Raw genomic sequence first — 18,271 nt, 5'->3', positions numbered from 1 at the left:
GGGGCGTCCCGGTGCTCGGAGAACCGCTCCGCCGGCCGCGGACCCACCCGGCGCGGGCGGGAACGCCGGGCACCACGCTCACAGCGCGCCCAGCGCTCTGCGTGCCACCTCCCGGCCGATCGGCAAAGAGGCCGTGGCCGCGGGAGACGGTGCGTTGAGGACGTGGACGGTCCTGGCGCCCTCGCGGATCAGGAAGTCGTCGACCAGGGTTCCGTCCCGCAGCACCGCCTGCGCGCGCACACCCGCCGCCGTCGGCACCAGGTCGCCCTCGGACACCCCGGGCAGCAGCCTGCCCACCGCGTCCGTGAACGCCTTCTTGGACAGGGACCGCCGCAGCTCACCCGCCCCGTAGCGCCAGTGCCGGCGGGCGATCTTCCAGGAACCGGGCCAGGCCAGGGTCGAGCCCAGCTCGCGCAGCCGGACCGTGCCCCATCCGTACCCTTCGCGGGCCAGCGCCGGGACCGCGTTGGGCCCGACATGGACACCCCCGTCGATCCCCCGGGTGAGGTGCACCCCGAGGAAGGGGAACGCCGGGTCGGGCACGGGGTAGACCAGGCCCCGGACCAGCTCCGGCCGGGCCAGCTCGTAGTACTCGCCCCGGAACGGCACGATCCGCATGCCCGGGTCGTCCCCGGTGAGCCGGGCGATCTCGTCGCACCGCAGCCCCGCGCAGTTCACCAGGACCCGCCCGCGCACGACGTCTCCCGCGGCCGTGAGCACGGCGACCCCGCGCTCGGGTCTCCGGTCGACCCGCACGACCCGCGTGCCGTAGCGGATCTCCGCGCCGGAGCCGTGGGCCAGCTGGCGGGCGACCGCGACGAAGTCGCAGATGCCCGTCGTGCCGACGTGTATCGCGGCCAGGCCGCGGACCTCCGGTTCGTACTCGGCGATCTGGGACGCGCCCAGCTCGCGGACGGGGATCCCGTTCTCCCGGCCGCGCTGCACCAGGGCGTGCAGGCGGGGCAGCTCCGCACGGTCGGTGGCGACGATCAGCTTGCCGGTGATCGCGTGGGGGATGCCGTACTCGGCGCAGAACTTGACCATCTCCGCCGCGCCCCGCACCGCGTAGCGCGCCTTGAGGGATCCGGGGCGGTAGTAGATGCCGCTGTGGATGACGCCGCTGTTGCGGCCGGTCTGATGGCGGGCCGGGCCCGGTTCCTTCTCCAGGACGGTGACACGTGTGCCCGGCGCGGCGCGGGTGATCGCGTAGGCCGTCGACAGGCCGACGATCCCGCCGCCGATCACCAGCACGTCACAGTCGTATGCGGTCCGCACGCATCTCACCTCCCGCCTCGATACTGCACTGCGCCACTGACAACGCCTTCAAACGCGGGACGGGCGGGAGACCCGCACCGGCTACGCCGGGGTCATCAGCAGCGGCCGCGCACGCTCGCGGAGCTCCACCACCCGCGGCTCGTCGCCGTACGGCTCCAGACGGTGCAGAAGATCCTTCACGTACTCGGTGGTACGGGCCGAGGAGATCCGCCCGGCCACCTCCACCGCCCGCACCCCCTGCTCGCACGCCGCGTCCAGGTTCCCCGACTCCAGCTCGGCGACGGCCGAGACGACCAGGCGCAGGCCGTGCGAGCGGACGAACTCCTCCGTCGGCTTCGACAGGGCCTGCTCCGTGAAGCGGCGGACCTGGCGGGGCGCCTTGAGGTCGCGGTAGCACTCGGCCGCGTCGGCGGCGAAACGGTCGTAGCCGTAGAAGCCGAGCCAGCTCGGGTCGTTGTCGCCGGGGCGGGCGCGCTCCAGCCAGCTCTCGGCCGCCTTCAGGGCGCCGCCGGCCGCATGGGCGTCGCCCGCACGCGCGTGTGCCCGGGCCTCGACCAGGCGGAAGAAGCTCATGGTGCGGGCGGTGGCGAGGCCCCGGTTGCGTTCGAGGGCGGCCTGGGCGAGGTCCACACCCTCGTCGCCGAAGCCGCGGTAGGTGGCCTGGAGGGACATGGAGGCCAGCACATAGCCCCCGAGGGGGACGTCCGCCGCCGCCCGGGCCAGGCGCAGGGCCTGGATGTAGTACCGCTGGGCCGCTTCCTGCTGGCCCGTGTCGAAGGCCATCCAGCCCGCGAGCCGGGTGAGCTCGGCGGAGGCGCCGAACAGGGCCCGGCCGACCTCGTCGGAGTACGAGCCGAGCAGCAGCGGGGCGGCCTCCACCCGTAAGCACTCGGGCACCATGGACGAACGCCAGTCGCCGCCGCCGTACTTGGAGTCCCAGCGCCGCGCGTCCTCGGCGGCCTCCCGCAGCTTCTGCACATCGCTGTGGCCGACTTTGAGCGGTGCGCCGGAGCCCTCGCCGGGGCCCACGTCACGCGCGACCGAACTGTCGGCCGGGGTTATCAGCCACCGTGAGGCGGGCGTTGCGTACGCGCTCACCGCGAACGATCCGGCGAGCGACTGCCAGATGCCCCCGGAGCCGGCCCGGCGGCCCGCGAGGTCGAGGCGGTAGAGGTCGGTTGCCGAGCGCACCGCCTGGCCGACGTCCCGGGGGAAGGCGAGGCCGACTTCGGGCGCGGGGTCCGCGTCCGCCAGGCCGATCTCGTGCAGCGGCACCGGCCGGCCGAGCTTCTGGCCGATGGCGGCGGCGATGAGGTGCGGCGCGGCGCCCTGGGGCACCATGCCCTTCGACACCCAGCGCGCCACCGACGTCTTGTCGTAGCGAAGCGTCAGGCCCCGCTGGGCTCCGAGGTCGTTGACGCGCCGCGCTAGGCCCGCGTTGGATATTCCCGCGAGGGCGAGAACGGCGCCGAGTTTTTCGTTCGGCCCGCGTTGCTCCCTGGACATGCGCCACCCCTCGACACAGACGGCTGCCGCACTGGCATAACCACGCGGCATTCGTAAACCCAGCGTAGTTCGCCGCATCCCAAGCGTTAAGGGGCATTCTTCCGGTTGGCGGGATTGTGGTCCGTACTGAAGTGCGGTTCAGATACGGGCTGTTGCGACGTGCTCCCACTGTGTGGCCGTGCGCCTGTCCGTGCGCTCTTCTCCGGCCATCGCGGGAGCGGTTCCATGGTCGTCGCGTGGGTCGGCCCGCTGTACTGGATCCAGTGGGCTGGGGGACACCGCCGCCTACATCCCCGCGGGCGGCGGACCGGTCCGGGAGGCGTGCTCCGTCTCCCGGACTGCGCGGCCGGGCGACAGGCCGGCAAGCCTGTACGGAGCGTGTTCGAAGCTGGCTGCGCGATGGCGATTTGGCCGAAAAACGACCCTGCCGGTCAGGGCGTATCAGGGCTGCGACCATGGCAGTTGAGGGCGCACCGGGTGTGATGAGGGCGCGTTTCGGGGGCGCATTCGCGTCGCAGTCCTCTCACAGACATGTCGCCGACACGTCTTGATTCTTGGCCCCCTCTTCCTTTTCGCGGCCTTTCGCGGCCGCCCGGATCCCCTTGTGGTGCGCGGGTGTTCGGGGCGCCCGGGCGGTGCGGGCGGCTCCGCCGGGGCGCATTCACCGGAGCGCAAGCGGCGTCGGCACCCTCTGGAACGCTTCCTTCATGGCAGCATGGTGAACCGGTTCGTACGGTGCACTGGTTGTCCACAGCCTGTGGAGGCGGCGATGCGGTGGTTGGTGGGATGGAGCAGCACCGCCGCGGCAGCCGTCGCTGCCGGTACGGCGGGGGCCACCGGCGGCGAGGGTGAGACGCTGCACCCGGTGGGGTCCCAACTCCTGTGGGGTGACCCCGATCCGCTGTGGGCGGTCGGCGACTGGCGTCCCGACGAGGTGCGGGTCGTGAAGGCCGACGAGCGGACCCGGATCGCCGTGCTCGGCATCTGCGGCGCCACCGACGAGCAGTTGCGCGTGGCGCTGTTCGCCGCGCGCGGCGGGGCACTTCGGCATCTGACCGCCTGGCCGGGGAGTTACACGGCGATCGTCCAGGTCGGCAGGCGGATCACCGTCTGCGGCGATCTCGCGGGCGCGCGGCCGGTGTTCCACACGCCCTGGGCCGGCGGCACGGCGTACGCGACCGCCGCGCTGCCGCTGGCCGACCTCGTCGAGGCCAACCTCGACTTCGGGCACCTCGCCGCTCTGCTGGCCGCGCCGGACGTCCCCGCCGCGCTGCACGACTCCACGCCGTACGACGGCGTGAAGCGCGTTCCGCCCGGGCACGCCCTCATCCTGCGCGCCGGGGCGCGCGAGATCGCCGGGTACGAACCGGTCGCCTCGCTGGCCGTGGCGGCGCCCCCGGCCGATCCCGACAGCGCGGTCGACGCGGTGCGCGACGCGCTCGTCGAAGCCGTGCGGACGCGGCTGTCCGCGCCGCGGCACGTCCCCGGGGCGGACATCGACCCCGGTCCCGTACCCGGCATGGGGCCCGCCGAGCGGCGTGCCGCCCGGGGGATGCCCGTGCCGGGGATCGGCGCCGACCTGTCCGGCGGGCCGGCCTCCGGGGCCCTTGCGCTGCTGGCAGCGGGGCTGCCCGGGATGCCGGGCACGGTGCTCGGGCACGGCACCGGCGCGGGGGAGCGGCTGCTGGCCGTCACGTTCAACGACCTCGCCGTCGGGGGCCGCGAGGCCGAACTGGAGCGGGCGGGCGCGCTGGCGGCGAACCCCCGGCTGCACCACGTCGTCGTCGCGGGCGACGAGGGCACCCTTCCGTACGCCGACCTGGACGGGCCGCTGACGGACGAGCCCGGGCCCTGCCTGGTGTCGGCGGCGCGCCACCGGGCCCGGCTGGCGGCGGGCAGCGCGGACCACTTCACCGGCCACGGGGCGCGCCAGGTGCTGGACGCGCATCCCGCGCGCCTGGCCGACCTGCTGATGGACCGCAGGCGGCGTCATCTCGTGCGGCCGGTCGCCGCGCTGGCCAAGGCCGACGGATCGGTGCTGGTGCCCGCGCGCGTGTACGCGGCGGCGCGACGGTTGTCCCGTACGCCGTACCGGTCGGGCCTCCAGTCTCTAGCCGAGCGTCTCCTCGATCCGCGCTCCGACGACGGTCTCGACGCGCCCGGCGGCGCGCTGGACGCCTCGCTCGCCGCGCTGACCTGGGGGAGACCCGGGCCGGCGGCGCGCTGGCTGACCGGTGAGGCGCTCGCTGAAGTATCGGTTCGCCTTCAGGCGTCGACGCACCGGTCGGAGCTGGTGGGGCCAGGGCAGCGGCCCGGTGACTTCCGCGCGCGGGCGGCGCTGGCGCGGCACGCGGCGGACCTGCGGGTGCTGGAGCAGGCCGCGGAGGTCCGCTTCCAGCGGCTGCACGCGCCGTTCCTCGACAACCAGGTCGTCCGCGCGGCCCGGGCGCTGCCGGAAGCGCTGCGGGTGCGGCCGGGGGCGCGGGCGGCGATCCTGCGCACGGTGCTGGAAGGGGCGGGGGTACGGGAGTTGCCGCCCGGCTGGGGCGCCCCGAGCCAGGCGACGGCGGCGGCCGCGGAGCGGACGGGCCTGCGGGTGGCGGCGGACTCCCTGGTCGCCCTGTTCGACACCCCGTTGCTGGCGGAGGCGGGCCTCGTCGAGGCCCGGGTGGTCCGCAAGGCGCTGCGAGGCGCGGCGGCCGGTGAACCCCTCCCCCTGGACGGCCTCGCCGACCTGGTCTCCCTGGAACTGTGGCTGCGCCGCCTGCTGTCCCGGCGCGGCACGTGCTGGACGGGGACACCGGCGAGACAGCGCGCGGTACCGGCGGGAATCGCGCCGCAGCGGGGGGCGTTGGGCGCCGGGGCCGGCGGAGGACGGCGGGTGTAGCGACCGCCCGGCGGTTGTGGGTGCTCGCACTTGCCTCAGCGCGGGGTGGCGGGCCGGGTCCGCAGCGCCCGGCTGCGGACACGCGTGCCGCTGAGGGCGCCGCCACGAGCGGGCGATGGGTCCCCGCTCGGTGCGAGTGGGTCCTCGCTCGCGCGAAGCCGACAGCTCGCGGAGGTACCGCTGCCGGGCCGCGCATGTACGGGGCCCTGGGGGTGGGCGTGGACCACAGCCCCTGCCGGGGTCGCCCGCTGTCGACGGCAGCTCCGGCCCGGCCCGTTCCTTCCTCCGCGCCGACCTCGGCCACGGCGCCCCCGAGGACCGGCCGACGGATCCGGACTCCCGGTGCCGAGGCCGTGGGCCCGCACGCCGAAAACCCCCTGACCCGCACCGTCACCCGCGCGACAATGACCCCGTGCGGTACAGAATACTGGGCGTCACCACGGCAGAGGACGAGCGTGGCACTGTCGTACCCGTCGGCGGCCCCCGGCTCCGCGCACTGCTCACCGCCCTCGCCCTGCGGCCCACCCGCGTCGTCACGCCTCAGACGCTCATCGACGAGGTCTGGGCGGACGACCCGCCGCAGGACCCCCCCGCCGCCCTCCAGGCTCTCGTCGGCCGGCTCCGCAGAGCCCTCGGCAAGGACGCCGTCACCTCGGAGACGGGCGGCTACCGGCTCGCCGCCGGCGCGGACGACATCGATCTCTTCGTCTTCGAACGCCTCGTCCGGCAGGGCATGGACGCCCTCGCCGGCGGTGATCCCGCCGCAGCGGAACGGCACCTCGACGCGGCCCTCGCCCTCTGGCACGGCCCCGCCCTCTCCGACCTGCCCGACCGTTCCGCCGCCGCCCGCCCGGAGGCGAGGCGCCTGGAGGCGACCCGGGCCAGGGCGGAGGCCCGGCTACGGCTCGGCCGCGGCCCGGAGGTCGTACCGGAACTGCGCGAACTGACCGCCGTACACCCGTACGACGAGCCGCTGCACGCCCTGCTCATCGAGGCCCTGCGCGACAGCGGCCGGGCGGCCGACGCGCTCGCCGCGTACGAGACCGCGCGCCGCCGCCTGGCCGAAGGCCTCGGTACCGACCCCGGGCCCCGCCTGCGCGCCCTGCACGCCGAACTCCTCGCCTCCACGCCGGAGGACGGCAAGGGCCCGGCGCCCCCGAGGCCGGAGCCCGTACGCACCCGCGCGGGTGCCATCCGCCCCCGGCTGACCTCATTCGTCGGCCGGGAACCCGAGATCGACGCCATCCGTTCCGAGCTGCGCGGGGCCCGGCTCGTCACGCTCACCGGACCGGGCGGCTCCGGCAAGACCCGGCTCGCCGAGGAGGCCGCCGCCGGGCTCCCACAGGCACGGCTGGCCGAGCTCGCCCCGCTCGACCGGCCCGAGGCGGTGCCGGGAGCGGTGGTCAGCGCGCTCGGTCTGCGCGAGACCGTGCTGGTGACCAGCGAGCTCACCGCCGTTCAGGACGATCCCCTCGCCCTGCTCGTCGAGTACTGCGCGCAGCGCAGCCTCCTGCTGATCCTCGACAACTGCGAGCACGTCATCGGCGCCGCCGCCCACCTCGCAGAGACCCTCCTGACCCGCTGCCCGGGGCTCACCGTCCTGGCCACCAGCCGTGAACCCCTGGGCGTGCCGGGCGAGTCGGTGCGTCCGGTCGGGCCCCTGCGGCCGGACCACGCCCGCCGGCTGTTCGCGGAGCGCGCCGCCGCCGTCCGTCCCGACGCGGACACCGTGCTCCGCGACGAGCGGGCGGTGGCGGAGATCTGCCGGCGGCTGGACGGACTGCCGCTGGCCATCGAGCTGGCCGCGGCCCGGCTGCGGATGCTCACCCCCCGGCAGATCGCCGACCGGCTCGACGACCGCTTCCGCCTCCTCACCTCCGGGAGCCGTACGGTCCTGCCCCGCCAGCAGACCCTGCGGGCCGTCGTCGACTGGTCGTGGGACCTGCTCGACGACGCCGAGCGGACGATGCTGCGCGAGGTGTCGGTGTTCGCGGGCGGCTGGGACCTCGCGGCGGCCGAGGCGGTGTGCTCCGGGCCGGCCGCCGAACTGATCGGGGCGCTCGTCGACAAGTCCCTCGTCGTGGCGGCCCCGTGCCCGGACGACGGCGGCGGCATGCGGTACCGGATGCTGGAGACCATCCACGAGTACGCGGTCGAGCGTGCCGCCGACGTCCCCCGGGTGCGCGCCGCCGCCGAGGTCCGGCATCGCGCGTGGGTGCGTGCGCTCGTCGAGCGGGCCGATCCGATGCTGCGTTCCGCCGGGCAACTGCCCTGGATGTCCCGCCTGGAGACCGAGCTGGACAACATCCGCGCGGCCCTCGACCGGGCCCTCACCGCCGGTGACGAGGAGGAGGCCGCTGCCCTCGCCCTGGCCATGGGCTGGTTCTGGTGGCTGCGCAACTACCGCCTCGAGGGCCTGGAGTGGCTGGAGCGGACGCTGCGGCTGGGCGTGACCCTGGACCTCGCGGGCCGTGTGCCGCCGGGCGGCGAGCCGGAACAGCCCGGCCACATCGAGCATTTCCTCTCCGCGCCGGACGGGGAGGCGGGGCATCCGCGGCACGCCCTGCGGATGGATGTGCGCATGCTGCATCTGTTCTTCATGACCGAAGCCGAGCCCATGGAGACGTTCGTCGAGGAGCAGCGGCCCTACATGGAGCGCGTGTGGGACCACTTCGAGAGCGGCCCGCACGCGGCCCGGATCCCGGGGCTCGTCTGCCCGATCCTCACGGCCTTCCTGGGCGACCAGCGCGATATCCGGGCCGTCCTGGACGCCGCCGTCGCCAACTGCCGTACGTATGGCGGCGACTGGGAGGTCTCCGTCGCCCTGATGTTCCGCGCGCACACCGTCGTGGACGGACCCGGCGGCCTGGAGGGCGTCGACGACGACCTCGCCGAGCTGCGGATCCTCAGCCGCCGCACGGGCGACCGCTGGCTGCGCGCCCAGGTGTGCAGCGCGGCCGGAGAGGCCGCCATGGCCCGCAGCCGCTTCGAGGACGCGAAGGGGGAGTACGAGGAGGCACTGCGGCTGGCCTACGAGGTGGGCGCCTACGCCGAGTCGCCGTTCCTGATCGCCCGGCTCGGCGAGATCGCCTACCGCGCGGGGGACCGGGAGGCCGCGCTGGCCTCGCTGGACGAGGCCACTGCCGCCGCCGACCGGTACGGCGTGCGGGACTCCAAGGCGTACATCCTGCTGATGCGTACCCAGATGGCGTTCGAGGACGGGCAGGTCGACCGGGCGCGCGCGTGGTGCGAGGAGGCCCGCGCGAACACCGTCATCGGCACCCCGCCACCCCAGTTCGCGGTGATGCTGCTCCTGCTCGACGCCGTGATCACGGCGAGTGAGTCCGGCCCGCGGGCCGGACTGCCCAAGCTGGCCGAGTCCCTGCGCGAAGCCGTGGACAAGCGGTGCTCGGACGCCGTCCGGGCCACGGTGGTGGACGGCGCGGCGGGGGTGCTGGCCGACCTCGGCGACTTCCCGCGCGCGGCCAGACTGCTCGGCACCGGCGACCACTGGCGGGCCGGGCGCCCGCGCTCCCTGCCGGAGCGTGTCCAGGCGGAGCGGGCCGGGTCCGCCGCGCGAGCCGCCCTGGGCCGTGCCCGCTGCGAGGCGGAGCGTGCCCGGGGCGCGGCCCTCACGGCGGAGGACGTCCTGCGCGAGCTGGAGGAGGCGTGCGGCGCGTACGCCACCGGCCGGGCGCTGTGAGCCTGCGCTTGCGCTAGCGGCAGGTGAACCGGGACTGCGCCCAGTCCACCGGCATGAGGTGGTCGAGGGCGCTGCGCGGTTCCACCACCAGCCGGACCGTGCTGCGGCCGGTGAGGTCCACATGCACGGGCAGGGCCGTGTCCCCGCCCTCCACCAGCGGCGACCGCCACAGCCGGACCCCGTCGGCCCAGACGGAGAAGTGCACCCTGCCCAGCCGCAGCGTCATGTCGTCCACCCCCACGAGCGCGTCGTACGACGCGCAGGAGCGGTTGAGGTCGATGGTGACGGAGGAGCGGCCGTGCACGGTGACGCCGTGCGCGTACCGCTGGTCGCCGATCGACAGGCCGGACCGCTTCCAGACCCAGCTGCTCGAACCGATCCGCATCTCGGGCTTCGTGCCGTCACCGCTGATGTCGTACGACAGGTCGCTCCACTGGTAGACGGTGGGTGCGGGCGGGGGCGGCGGGGGAGTGGGCTTCGGGGCGGGAGCGGGGGGCGGGGCCGGCTCGGGGGAGGCGGGCGGCGGGGCCGGCCGCCGGGTCGGGGTGGGGTCCGGGTCCGGAGCCGGATCCGGACGGGGGCTGGTCGCGGGGCTCGGCGTCGGCTCGTGAGTGGCGGCGCCGGCGGGCAGGATCCCCGGCGGTCGTGGCCGCGGCTGCGGCTGCGGGCCGGCCTTCGGCGGTGAGGGGGAGGGCGTGGGCGTGGGCTCGCCGGGGCGCACCACCGAGGACGGCGGCGGAGGGGCGGAAGGAGCGCTCCTGGCCTCTTGCCCCGGTTCGTCGCTGCCGGCCAGGGCCATCACCACCGCCGCCACCACACCGACGGCGACCACGCCGGCCGCGATACCGGCCTTGACCGGCGCGCCGAGCCCCTCGGAGCCCGCCGCGCCACCCCCGCCCCCGCCTCCGGCTCCACCGGCCGTACCGCCGCCCGCCGCCGCGGCCGCCCCCGCCGCACCGGCCGCTCCGGCGCCCCCGGCGATGAGCCCGGCCGCCTTCGCATAGCCGGCCGCCCCGAACCAGCCGATGACCGCGACCGGCACGACGGCCGGGATACCGCCGGCCACCTCCTCGATCTGCAGCGCGGCCAGCCGGCACTTCGCGCACTCGTCGAGGTGCTTGCGCAGTCCCCGCTCGGCCCGTGTGCGCAGCCGCCCCCGGGCGTAGGTGCCGAGCTGGTCGGCGAAGCGGGCGCACTCCTCGTCGCCGGTGAGGGTGGCGCTGACATGGGCCTGGAGGTAGGCCTGCCTGAGGCCCTCACGGGCCCGGCTGGCGAGCACTCGCGTGCCGTTGGCGTCCAGCCCGAACAGGGTGGCGACCTCGCTGGGTGACTCGTCCTCGACCTCGGTGTGCCACAGCACGGCCTGCCAGCGTTCGGGCAGCGACCGGAAGGCCCGCATGGCCATGGAGTGCTCGGCCTCGTGCATCGCCCGTACGTCCGCGCCCAGTTCGAGCGTGTCGTCGTCGGACACGTCGGAGCCGCGGGCGGACTGGGCGGCGAACACCGAGAAGTCGTCGACGAGCTGCTCGCGCCGCGCCGACCTCGTCCAGGAGGCGGCGACGCGCCGGACGGAGGTGAGCAGGTACGCGCGCACGGCGTGGGCGGGGCCCGATCCGCCGCGGACCGCCTGGAGCATCCGGGCGAAGACCTCGGCGGTCAGGTCGTCCGCGGTGTGGGCGTCACGGCAGCAGGTGCGGGCGTACCGGCGCACGGCCTGCGCATGACGCCGGTACAGCTCCTCGTACGCCGTGTCGTCGCCGGAGCGCATCCGGTCGATGAGGTCGGCGTCGGACGGCGGCAGCTCGCGCGGAGGCGGCAGAACGCCATCCTCGCTCCGGTCGCGCTGGGCCGGGACCGAGCCGTCGGCGGGATGCCCGCCGAGCGGCACGCTCGCGCGTCCGCCCTGGCTCGGCACCTGCGGCGGAACCGGACCGCCGGTCGTCGCGTCGCCGCCGGCGCTGCCGCCCGACTCGTCCCGCCCATCAACGCTCATCGCGGAAAGCCCCCGGCAGCCGCCCCATCCGTCCGAACCACCGGGTCAGCGTGCCATATTGGCTTTTCGTCAGAACCCCGCAGACCGGACCATCACTCATCCGTGGGGACTTGTCGCACGGCAGTACTAACCGCCACTCGTTCGGGGAATGCTCCCGCTTTGGTGCGGGCCCGGGCCGGATCGGCCCGGACCCCGGTGGCTCACGCCGGTCGCGAGCGCAGACCCTCCAGCAGGATGTCCAGCAGCCGGGCCGACGCGGCCGCCTGCTGCGCCGCGTCCGGCAGCGAGGGCGCGGCTGTGGCGATCACCAGCAGCACGTCCGCCACCGACACGTCCGCCCGCAGCTCACCGGCCGCACGCGCCCGGTCCACGAGCTGGCCCACGACCTCGAGCAGCGCCGACGTCCCGGCGTCGTCGTCGGCCGCGACCGCGGGCACCGGAGCGACCGCGACCGGCTGGTCGGGCACCAGCCGCAGTTCCGTCCCGCCCGGCTGGGTCCGCTGCTGCGGCACCCGCGGGCCGGCCCCGCCGTCCTCGACGGAGACCCGCAGCACCTGCGGCGGCAGCAGCCGCCCGGCGCCGGAGGCCACCGACGTCCGCAGGAAGCGCGACAGCGCCGACCACGGCTCGTCCTCCTGCCCGAGCGCCGCACGCGCCTGGTCGGTCAGCCGGGAGGTCTCCTCCTCGGCTATCCGCCGCACCAGGACGTCCTTGCTCGGGAACCGCCGGTACACCGTGCCCACGCCGACCCGCGCGCGTCGCGCCACGTCCTCCATGGGCGCGCCGTACCCCAGCTCGCCGAAGACCTCGCGCGCCGCACGCAGCACGTGTTCCAGATTGCGCTGAGCGTCCACGCGCAGCGGTGTCGTCCGCGACACGTCGCGTCCGTTGCCCGCCGCGCTCATCGTCATGCCGCCCGGCGCCACAGCGGACGCGGGCGACCAATGAGAGTCCTGAACATGCATAAGTATTCCCCCGGTAATGACGTCTCCCCCCGGAGACTCCCCGCCATTCGATGACGGGACGGAGAAGCGCCCCGGTCCCGCGGCCCGCCCGTCGCGGACCCCGGTGAGCGCATCCCCCTACACCCCGTCGACACACGAACATAGTTGAGAGGGAGTCAATTCAGAAGGGGCAGGTTCCGCACGGAGCGCCCACCGATCGGAGTACGGGCCGCATACGTCCCGAATGTTCCCCCGCGCGTCCCTCGCACCACCCCTTCTGACCTGCGGGAACGAGCCGCACCTCGCTAATCCGGCCAAGTCGGCGCGCGCCCCCGCTCCGGTCACACAATTTGTCGGGGCTGTGGACAAACGCAAGCGACGGGTGCGTCATGGGATGGTGAAGGAACGTGCGCGCATTCTCGTTGTCGGTGGCGGCTACGTCGGGATGTACACGGCCCTGCGCCTGCAGCGCAGACTGAAACGGGAACTGGACCGCGGCGACGTGGAGATCACCGTCGTCACCCCCGACCCGTACATGACCTACCAGCCGTTCCTCCCCGAGGCCGCCGCAGGCGCCATCTCACCGCGCCACGTCGTCGTACCGCTGCGCCGCGTCCTGCACCGCTGCCGGATCCTGATCGGCGAGGCCACCGCCGTCGACCACGCGAAACGCACCGCCACCGTCACCACCCTCGCCACCGAGGAGGAGGGCACCGGCGGCCGGAGGCTGGCCTACGACCAGCTCGTCCTCGCCCCCGGCTCCGTCTCGCGCACCCTGCCGGTCCCGGGCCTGGCCGACCACGGCATCGGCTTCAAGACCGTGGAGGAGGCCATCGGCCTGCGCAACCACGTCATCGAGCAGATGGACATCGCCTCCTCCACCCGCGACCCCGCGATCCGCGACGCGGCCCTCACCTTCGTCTTCGTCGGCGGCGGCTACGCCGGTGTGGAGGCCCTCGGCGAGCTGGAGGACATGGCCCGCTACGCCGCGCGCTACTACCACAACGTCCGCCCCGAGGACATGAAGTGGATCCTCGTCGAGGCCTCGAACCGCATCCTGCCCGAGGTCGGCGAGGAACTGGGCCGCTACACCGTCACCGAACTGCGCCGCCGCAACATCGACGTCCGTCTGGAGACCCGCCTGGAGTCCTGCGCCGACCGGGTCGCCGTCCTCAGCGACGGGGCTCGTTTCCCCACCCGTACGGTCGTCTGGACGGCCGGCGTGAAACCCCACCCCGTGCTCGCCGCCTCCGACCTGCCGCGCAACGACCGCGGACGCCTGAGGTGCACACCGGAACTGTCGGTCGACGGCACCACGCACGCGTGGGCGGCGGGAGACGCCGCCGCCGTCCCCGACGTCACCGCCGGTGAACCGGGCCGCGAGTGCGCGCCCAACGCCCAGCACGCGGTGCGCCAGGCCAAGGTCCTCGCCGACAACATCGTGCACGCGCTGCGCGGCGAGCCCCTGGAGACGTACGCCCACTCCTACGCCGGGTCGGTCGCCTCCCTTGGCCTGCACAAGGGCGTCGCCCATGTCTACGGACGCAAGCTCAAGGGCTACCCCGCCTGGTTCATGCACCGGGCCTACCACCTCAGCCGCGTGCCCACCTTCAACCGCAAGGCGCGCGTGCTGGCCGAATGGACCCTGGCCGGCCTGTTCAAACGGGAGATCGTCTCCCTGGGTTCACTCGAACACCCCCGGGCGGAGTTCGAACTCGCGGCCGGTGGAAAGCCTTCTCACGACCCCCCGCACAACCCGAAGGGGTCGTCCTGACCGGACCCAGGAACTCCTCCGGCCGGCCCGGCGTCTGACGGATGTCGGTCCGGTCCGCGCCCTGCCAGACTGGTCCACCACCACGGGCACGCCACCGCGCGCCCCGGTGCGGGCCCTCCGGGGCCCCGGCCGGTTCCGGTGCCGGCCGCCGACCACTACACGAGGCAAGGATTCGTGAACTTCACGCGCTGGAGCGCCCGGCTCCCCGGAACGCAGCGCCGCGCCGCAGCGCGGACCGAGCAGACGGCCTCCCCGGACCGGCGGGGGGAAAGCTCATCCGTACCCGCCGCCCGTGCCGAACAACTGACCGACGAGACACCGTCCGTACCCGCCGTCGACGAACTGCGGGTGCGTGAGGTCCTCGACCGCGTCCCCTCCCTCGTCGCCCTGGTCCACGGCCCCGACCACCGCATCGCCTACGTCAACGACGCCTACACCAGCGCCTTCGGCGTACGCCCGCTGGGAGAACGCGCCCGCGAGGCGCTCCCCGAGCTGGACGCCCTCGGCCTGTTCTCCCTCCTGGACCAGGTCCAGCGCAGCGGAAAACCGCGCACGGTCAAGTCCCGCAAGGCCCCCGACGGCCGCTCCTACACCTTCACCTGCACCCCGGTCGCCCCGGGCGACGGCAAGGGCGGCAGTGAGGGCCGCGGCGTCCTGGTCTTCGCCACCGACGTCACCGACCACGCCGAGGCCGCCGAACGCCTGCGCGCCAGCGAACGCCGCCAGCGCGAGACGGCGGTCACCCTCCAGCGGTCCCTGCTCCCCCAGGAGCTCGAAGAACCCGACGACCTGCGCATCGCCGCCACCTATCACCCCGGCGGCACGGAAGCCGCGGTCGGCGGCGACTGGTACGACGTCATCACCCTGGGCGGCGGCCGCACGGCCCTGGTCATCGGCGACGTCATGGGCCGGGGCGTCCGCGCCGCGGCGGTCATGGGCCAGCTCCGCACCGCGGTGCGCGCCTACGCCCGTCTCGACCTCCCCCCGCACGAGGTCCTCCAGCTCCTGGACGGCCTGGCGGCCGAGATCGACGCCAACCAGATCGCCACCTGCGCGTACGCCATCCACGACCCGAACGAGGGCAAGCTGATCTACTCCTCCGCGGGCCACCTCCCGATCCTCGTCCGCGACGAGAACGGCACGGTGCTGCGCGCCGAGGAGCCCACAGGACCGCCGCTCGGCACCGGCGGCTGGATGCACACCTCGGGCTCGATCCCCCTCGCCCCGGGCTCCACGGCCGTCCTCTACACGGACGGCCTGGTGGAGCGCCGCGACGCGGACCTGGACGAGGGCATCGCCGCCCTGGAACGCGCCCTGGCCGGCGCCACCGGCACCCCCCAGGTCGTCTGCGACCGCCTGGTCCGCTCCGCGGGCGTGACCCCCGACCACGACGACGACGTGGCCGTGCTGGTCCTCCAGCACCCCGCGCGCACGGGAGCGGACAGCGAGCTCTTCCGCAACGCCGCGCTGGAACTCCTGGGCGGTGTGGAAGCGGCCCCCCGCGCGCGTGCCTTCGCCTCCGGTGTCCTGACCAGCTGGCGCTTCCCCGCCGACCTGCACGACCTGGGCGTCCTGGCGACCAGCGAACTGGTCGCCAACTCCCTCCAGCACGGCACCCCGCCGATGCGACTGCGCCTGCGCCGCACGGACAGACGCCTGATCATCGAGGTCACGGACGGCGACGACCACCTCCCCAGACGCCGCCGCGCGGAACCGGGCGACGAATCGGGCCGTGGCATCGCCATCGTCGCCACGATCGCGTCGAACTGGGGCTGCCGCCGCACCCCCGGCGGCGGCAAGGCGGTCTGGTGCGAGTTCGCCCTGCCGCGCACACCGGTCACCTAGAGGGGAGCGGGATCAGACGTCCGCGGAAACGGGCGCGCCACCCCGCGCCACGACCCGGCTCCTGCCGAGCCACGGCTGGTCCTGCGCCTCGGTCAGCCGCCGCCCCAGCCGCACGGCCAGCACGGTGATCCCCAGCGAGAACACCAGGAACGCCGCGATGTACGGCGCGTGCAGCGAAGCCCCCAGCGGCCCGCCCACCGCCGGCCCGACGGCCAGCGCGAGCTGCTTGACCAGGGCGAAGGCGGAGTTGTACTGCCCCGCCATGCCCTCGGGCGCGAGATCCGCCACCAGCGGGGCCACGGTCGGCGACAGCATCGCCTCACCCAGCCCGAACAGCGCGTACGTCGCCACGAACGCGGCCGTCGCCATCTCCTGGCTCCCGTGCCCGAGCCCCGCGTACCCCGCGACGGCCCAGGCCACGGCCCAGATCAGCCCCACGGCGGCGATCACCCGCGACCGCCGGCGCCGCTCCACGAACCGCAGCACGGCGAACTGCGCCACGACGATCATCAGCGTGTTGGCGGCCAGCGCCGTTCCCAGCGCGGACGTCGAGATCCCCGCCGCCTCGACGCCGTACGCGCTCAGCCCGGACTCGAACTGCCCATAGCAGGCGAAGAACAGCACGAAGCCCAGCACGCACAGCTGCACCATGGCGCGGTTGCCCATCAGCTGCTTCCAGCTGCCCCGCCCGGCCGCGGGGGCGTCCCCGATCCGCGGGGCGTGCGGCATCCGCACGGTCACCATCACCACGACCAGCAGCAGGAACATCGCCGCCTCGATCGCGAAGAGGAGAGTGAAGGAGGCGGCACTGCTGGTGTCGACCAGATGCCCGCCGATCAGACCACCGACGCCGAGCCCGAGGTTCTGCAGGAAGAACTGCATGGCGAAGGCACGCGACCGCGTCTCGGCCGACGAGCAGTCCACGATCATCGTCGCCAGCGCCGGCTGCATCACGGCCTGCCCGGCCCCCAGCAGCGAGGCCGACACCAGCACGGCCGCCGCGCTGCTCGCGACCCCCAGACTGAGCGCCCCCAGAGCGGCGGTGACCAGGGCGGTGAGCAGCACCGGCAGCGGGCCGCGCCGGACGATGGCCCGCCCGGCGAACGGGAGCACGACCAGCGCCGCCACAGCGAAGACGGCGAGCACGAGCCCTGCCGTCATGGCCCCGAGACCTCGCACCTGCGCCACATAGACGTACAGGTACGGGACCGTGAAGCCGAGCCCGAAAGCACTGAGTGCGTTGCCCACGTGAATCCGGCGCATCGCTGCGCCCATCGCCCTGGTCACGTTCACCTCTCTCACGAGTTAGGAGTGAAGACTTCGAAGCTAAAGTTCGAAGCTAAAGAGTACATACCCAAGGACTTCAAGGCAAAGAAGGGCCGTGCCATACTGCGCCCATGGGCGACACCCCCGGCCCCAGCGAGCCGACCCTCGAAGAGCAGATCGCCGCGTACCAGCGCGAGTTCCAGGACCTCGACCCCCAGGTCGAGCAGATCGTCTCGGCCCTCTCACGCCTGAACCGCCGGATGAACGTCGCCTACGGCCGCCAGACCTCGGCCCTCGGCATCAGCAACGCGGAGTGGGAGGTCCTCAAGGCCCTCGTCCTCTCCGGGGCGCCCTACCGCCTGGGCCCGAGTGACCTCGCCAAGCGCCTCGGCCTCACCCCGGCCGCGATGACCCACCGGATCGACCGCATGGTCGCCGAATCTCTGGTGACCCGTGAGCGAGACGAGTCGAACCGCGTCCGCGTCATCGTGGAGCTGACATCGGAGGGGCGAGAGAAGTGGCTGGAGGCGATGCGCCTGGCGACGGTCTTCGAGGAGGACCTGCTCCAGGACCTGACCCCCGAGGAGCGCACGGCGCTGGGCGAAGTGCTCACCCGCCTGCTGCGCCGGGTCGAGCACGCCCAGCCGGACGCCGGCGGGCGCCTCACCGACCTGGACTGACGCCCGGGCCGAAAAGATCTTGACAGGGGCTGCTTGACAGCCCCCGGACGGATCCGTAGAGTTCTTCGGGTTGCCGCAGAGCCGTAACGGTTCTTCGACAGCACTTCCGCCGCAGCAGCGGCACCCAAACCACCAGCTCGACCTCCCAACGGGATTGATTTCGGCACGCCCGAATTCAATTCGAATGGGGACTCGACGATCTGATCGACTCCGAATGGCTTCGATTTGGGATCACCGAGAGGGCGCGCTAAGGTTGGGGACGTCGGAACGGCCCAACAGCCGCAAAGACAACTCCCGCTGACTGGGAATCAGGCCCGAAAGGATCTGATAGAGTCGGAACCGCCGGAAAGGGAAACGCGAGAGCGAGAACCTGGAAAGCACCGAGGAAATCGGATCGG

At 73.9% G+C, this 18,271-nt stretch carries 10 protein-coding genes; 5 read left to right on the top strand and 5 right to left on the bottom strand.

What is annotated here, in order from left to right:
• Nucleotides 1–78: 78 nt before the first annotated feature.
• Complete coding sequence (lhgO, locus tag AB0I06_RS25780) at nucleotides 79–1,284, bottom strand: L-2-hydroxyglutarate oxidase (protein ID WP_363121217.1); 1,206 nt, start codon at nucleotides 1,282–1,284, stop codon at nucleotides 79–81.
• A gap of 72 nt (nucleotides 1,285–1,356) precedes the next feature.
• Nucleotides 1,357–2,781 carry an MFS transporter gene (locus AB0I06_RS25775; RefSeq protein ID WP_363121216.1) on the bottom strand — a complete coding sequence of 475 codons (1,425 nt, stop codon included), beginning with the start codon at nucleotides 2,779–2,781 and terminating at the stop codon, nucleotides 1,357–1,359.
• A 769-nt stretch (nucleotides 2,782–3,550) separates the two neighbouring features.
• Between AB0I06_RS25775 and AB0I06_RS25770 the strand changes: the two genes are divergently transcribed.
• Nucleotides 3,551–5,668, top strand: coding sequence for an asparagine synthase-related protein (locus AB0I06_RS25770; protein ID WP_363121215.1), 2,118 nt, complete (start codon nucleotides 3,551–3,553; stop codon nucleotides 5,666–5,668).
• A gap of 412 nt (nucleotides 5,669–6,080) precedes the next feature.
• Entirely contained in the window at nucleotides 6,081–9,371 is a 3,291-nt protein-coding gene (locus AB0I06_RS25765; protein WP_363121214.1) for a BTAD domain-containing putative transcriptional regulator, read from the top strand.
• A 13-nt stretch (nucleotides 9,372–9,384) separates the two neighbouring features.
• Here AB0I06_RS25765 and AB0I06_RS25760 read toward each other — a convergent pair whose 3' ends face one another.
• Both AB0I06_RS25760 and AB0I06_RS25755 read right to left on the bottom strand, forming a co-directional pair.
• Nucleotides 9,385–11,364, bottom strand: a complete 1,980-nt coding sequence (locus AB0I06_RS25760; protein ID WP_363121213.1) for a sigma-70 family RNA polymerase sigma factor — start codon at nucleotides 11,362–11,364, stop codon at nucleotides 9,385–9,387.
• Between the two features lie 200 nt (nucleotides 11,365–11,564).
• A complete protein-coding gene (locus AB0I06_RS25755; RefSeq protein ID WP_363121212.1) occupies nucleotides 11,565–12,329 on the bottom strand; it encodes a helix-turn-helix domain-containing protein in 765 nt (254 codons plus the stop codon).
• Between the two features lie 373 nt (nucleotides 12,330–12,702).
• On the opposite strand from AB0I06_RS25755, the gene AB0I06_RS25750 reads away from it, so the two are divergent.
• Both AB0I06_RS25750 and AB0I06_RS25745 read left to right on the top strand, forming a co-directional pair.
• The gene (locus AB0I06_RS25750) at nucleotides 12,703–14,082 is read left to right on the top strand and encodes an NAD(P)/FAD-dependent oxidoreductase (protein WP_363121211.1); all 1,380 of its coding nucleotides are present in this window, start codon (nucleotides 12,703–12,705) and stop codon (nucleotides 14,080–14,082) included.
• A gap of 174 nt (nucleotides 14,083–14,256) precedes the next feature.
• Nucleotides 14,257–15,927 carry a SpoIIE family protein phosphatase gene (locus AB0I06_RS25745; RefSeq protein WP_363121210.1) on the top strand — a complete coding sequence of 557 codons (1,671 nt, stop codon included), beginning with the start codon at nucleotides 14,257–14,259 and terminating at the stop codon, nucleotides 15,925–15,927.
• A gap of 12 nt (nucleotides 15,928–15,939) precedes the next feature.
• On the opposite strand, the gene AB0I06_RS25740 is transcribed toward AB0I06_RS25745, so the two are convergent.
• Nucleotides 15,940–17,202, bottom strand: a complete 1,263-nt coding sequence (locus tag AB0I06_RS25740) for an MFS transporter (protein WP_363121351.1) — start codon at nucleotides 17,200–17,202, stop codon at nucleotides 15,940–15,942.
• A gap of 122 nt (nucleotides 17,203–17,324) precedes the next feature.
• Here AB0I06_RS25740 and AB0I06_RS25735 point away from each other — a divergent pair, with 122 nt between their 5' ends.
• Entirely contained in the window at nucleotides 17,325–17,873 is a 549-nt protein-coding gene (locus tag AB0I06_RS25735) for a MarR family transcriptional regulator (protein WP_363121209.1), read from the top strand.
• The last annotated feature ends 398 nt before the right edge of the window (nucleotides 17,874–18,271 follow it).

The organism is Streptomyces sp. NPDC050674, from assembly GCF_040654575.1.
Classification (GTDB): domain Bacteria; phylum Actinomycetota; class Actinomycetes; order Streptomycetales; family Streptomycetaceae; genus Streptomyces.
This window is presented reverse-complemented; position numbering and strand designations above follow the sequence as displayed.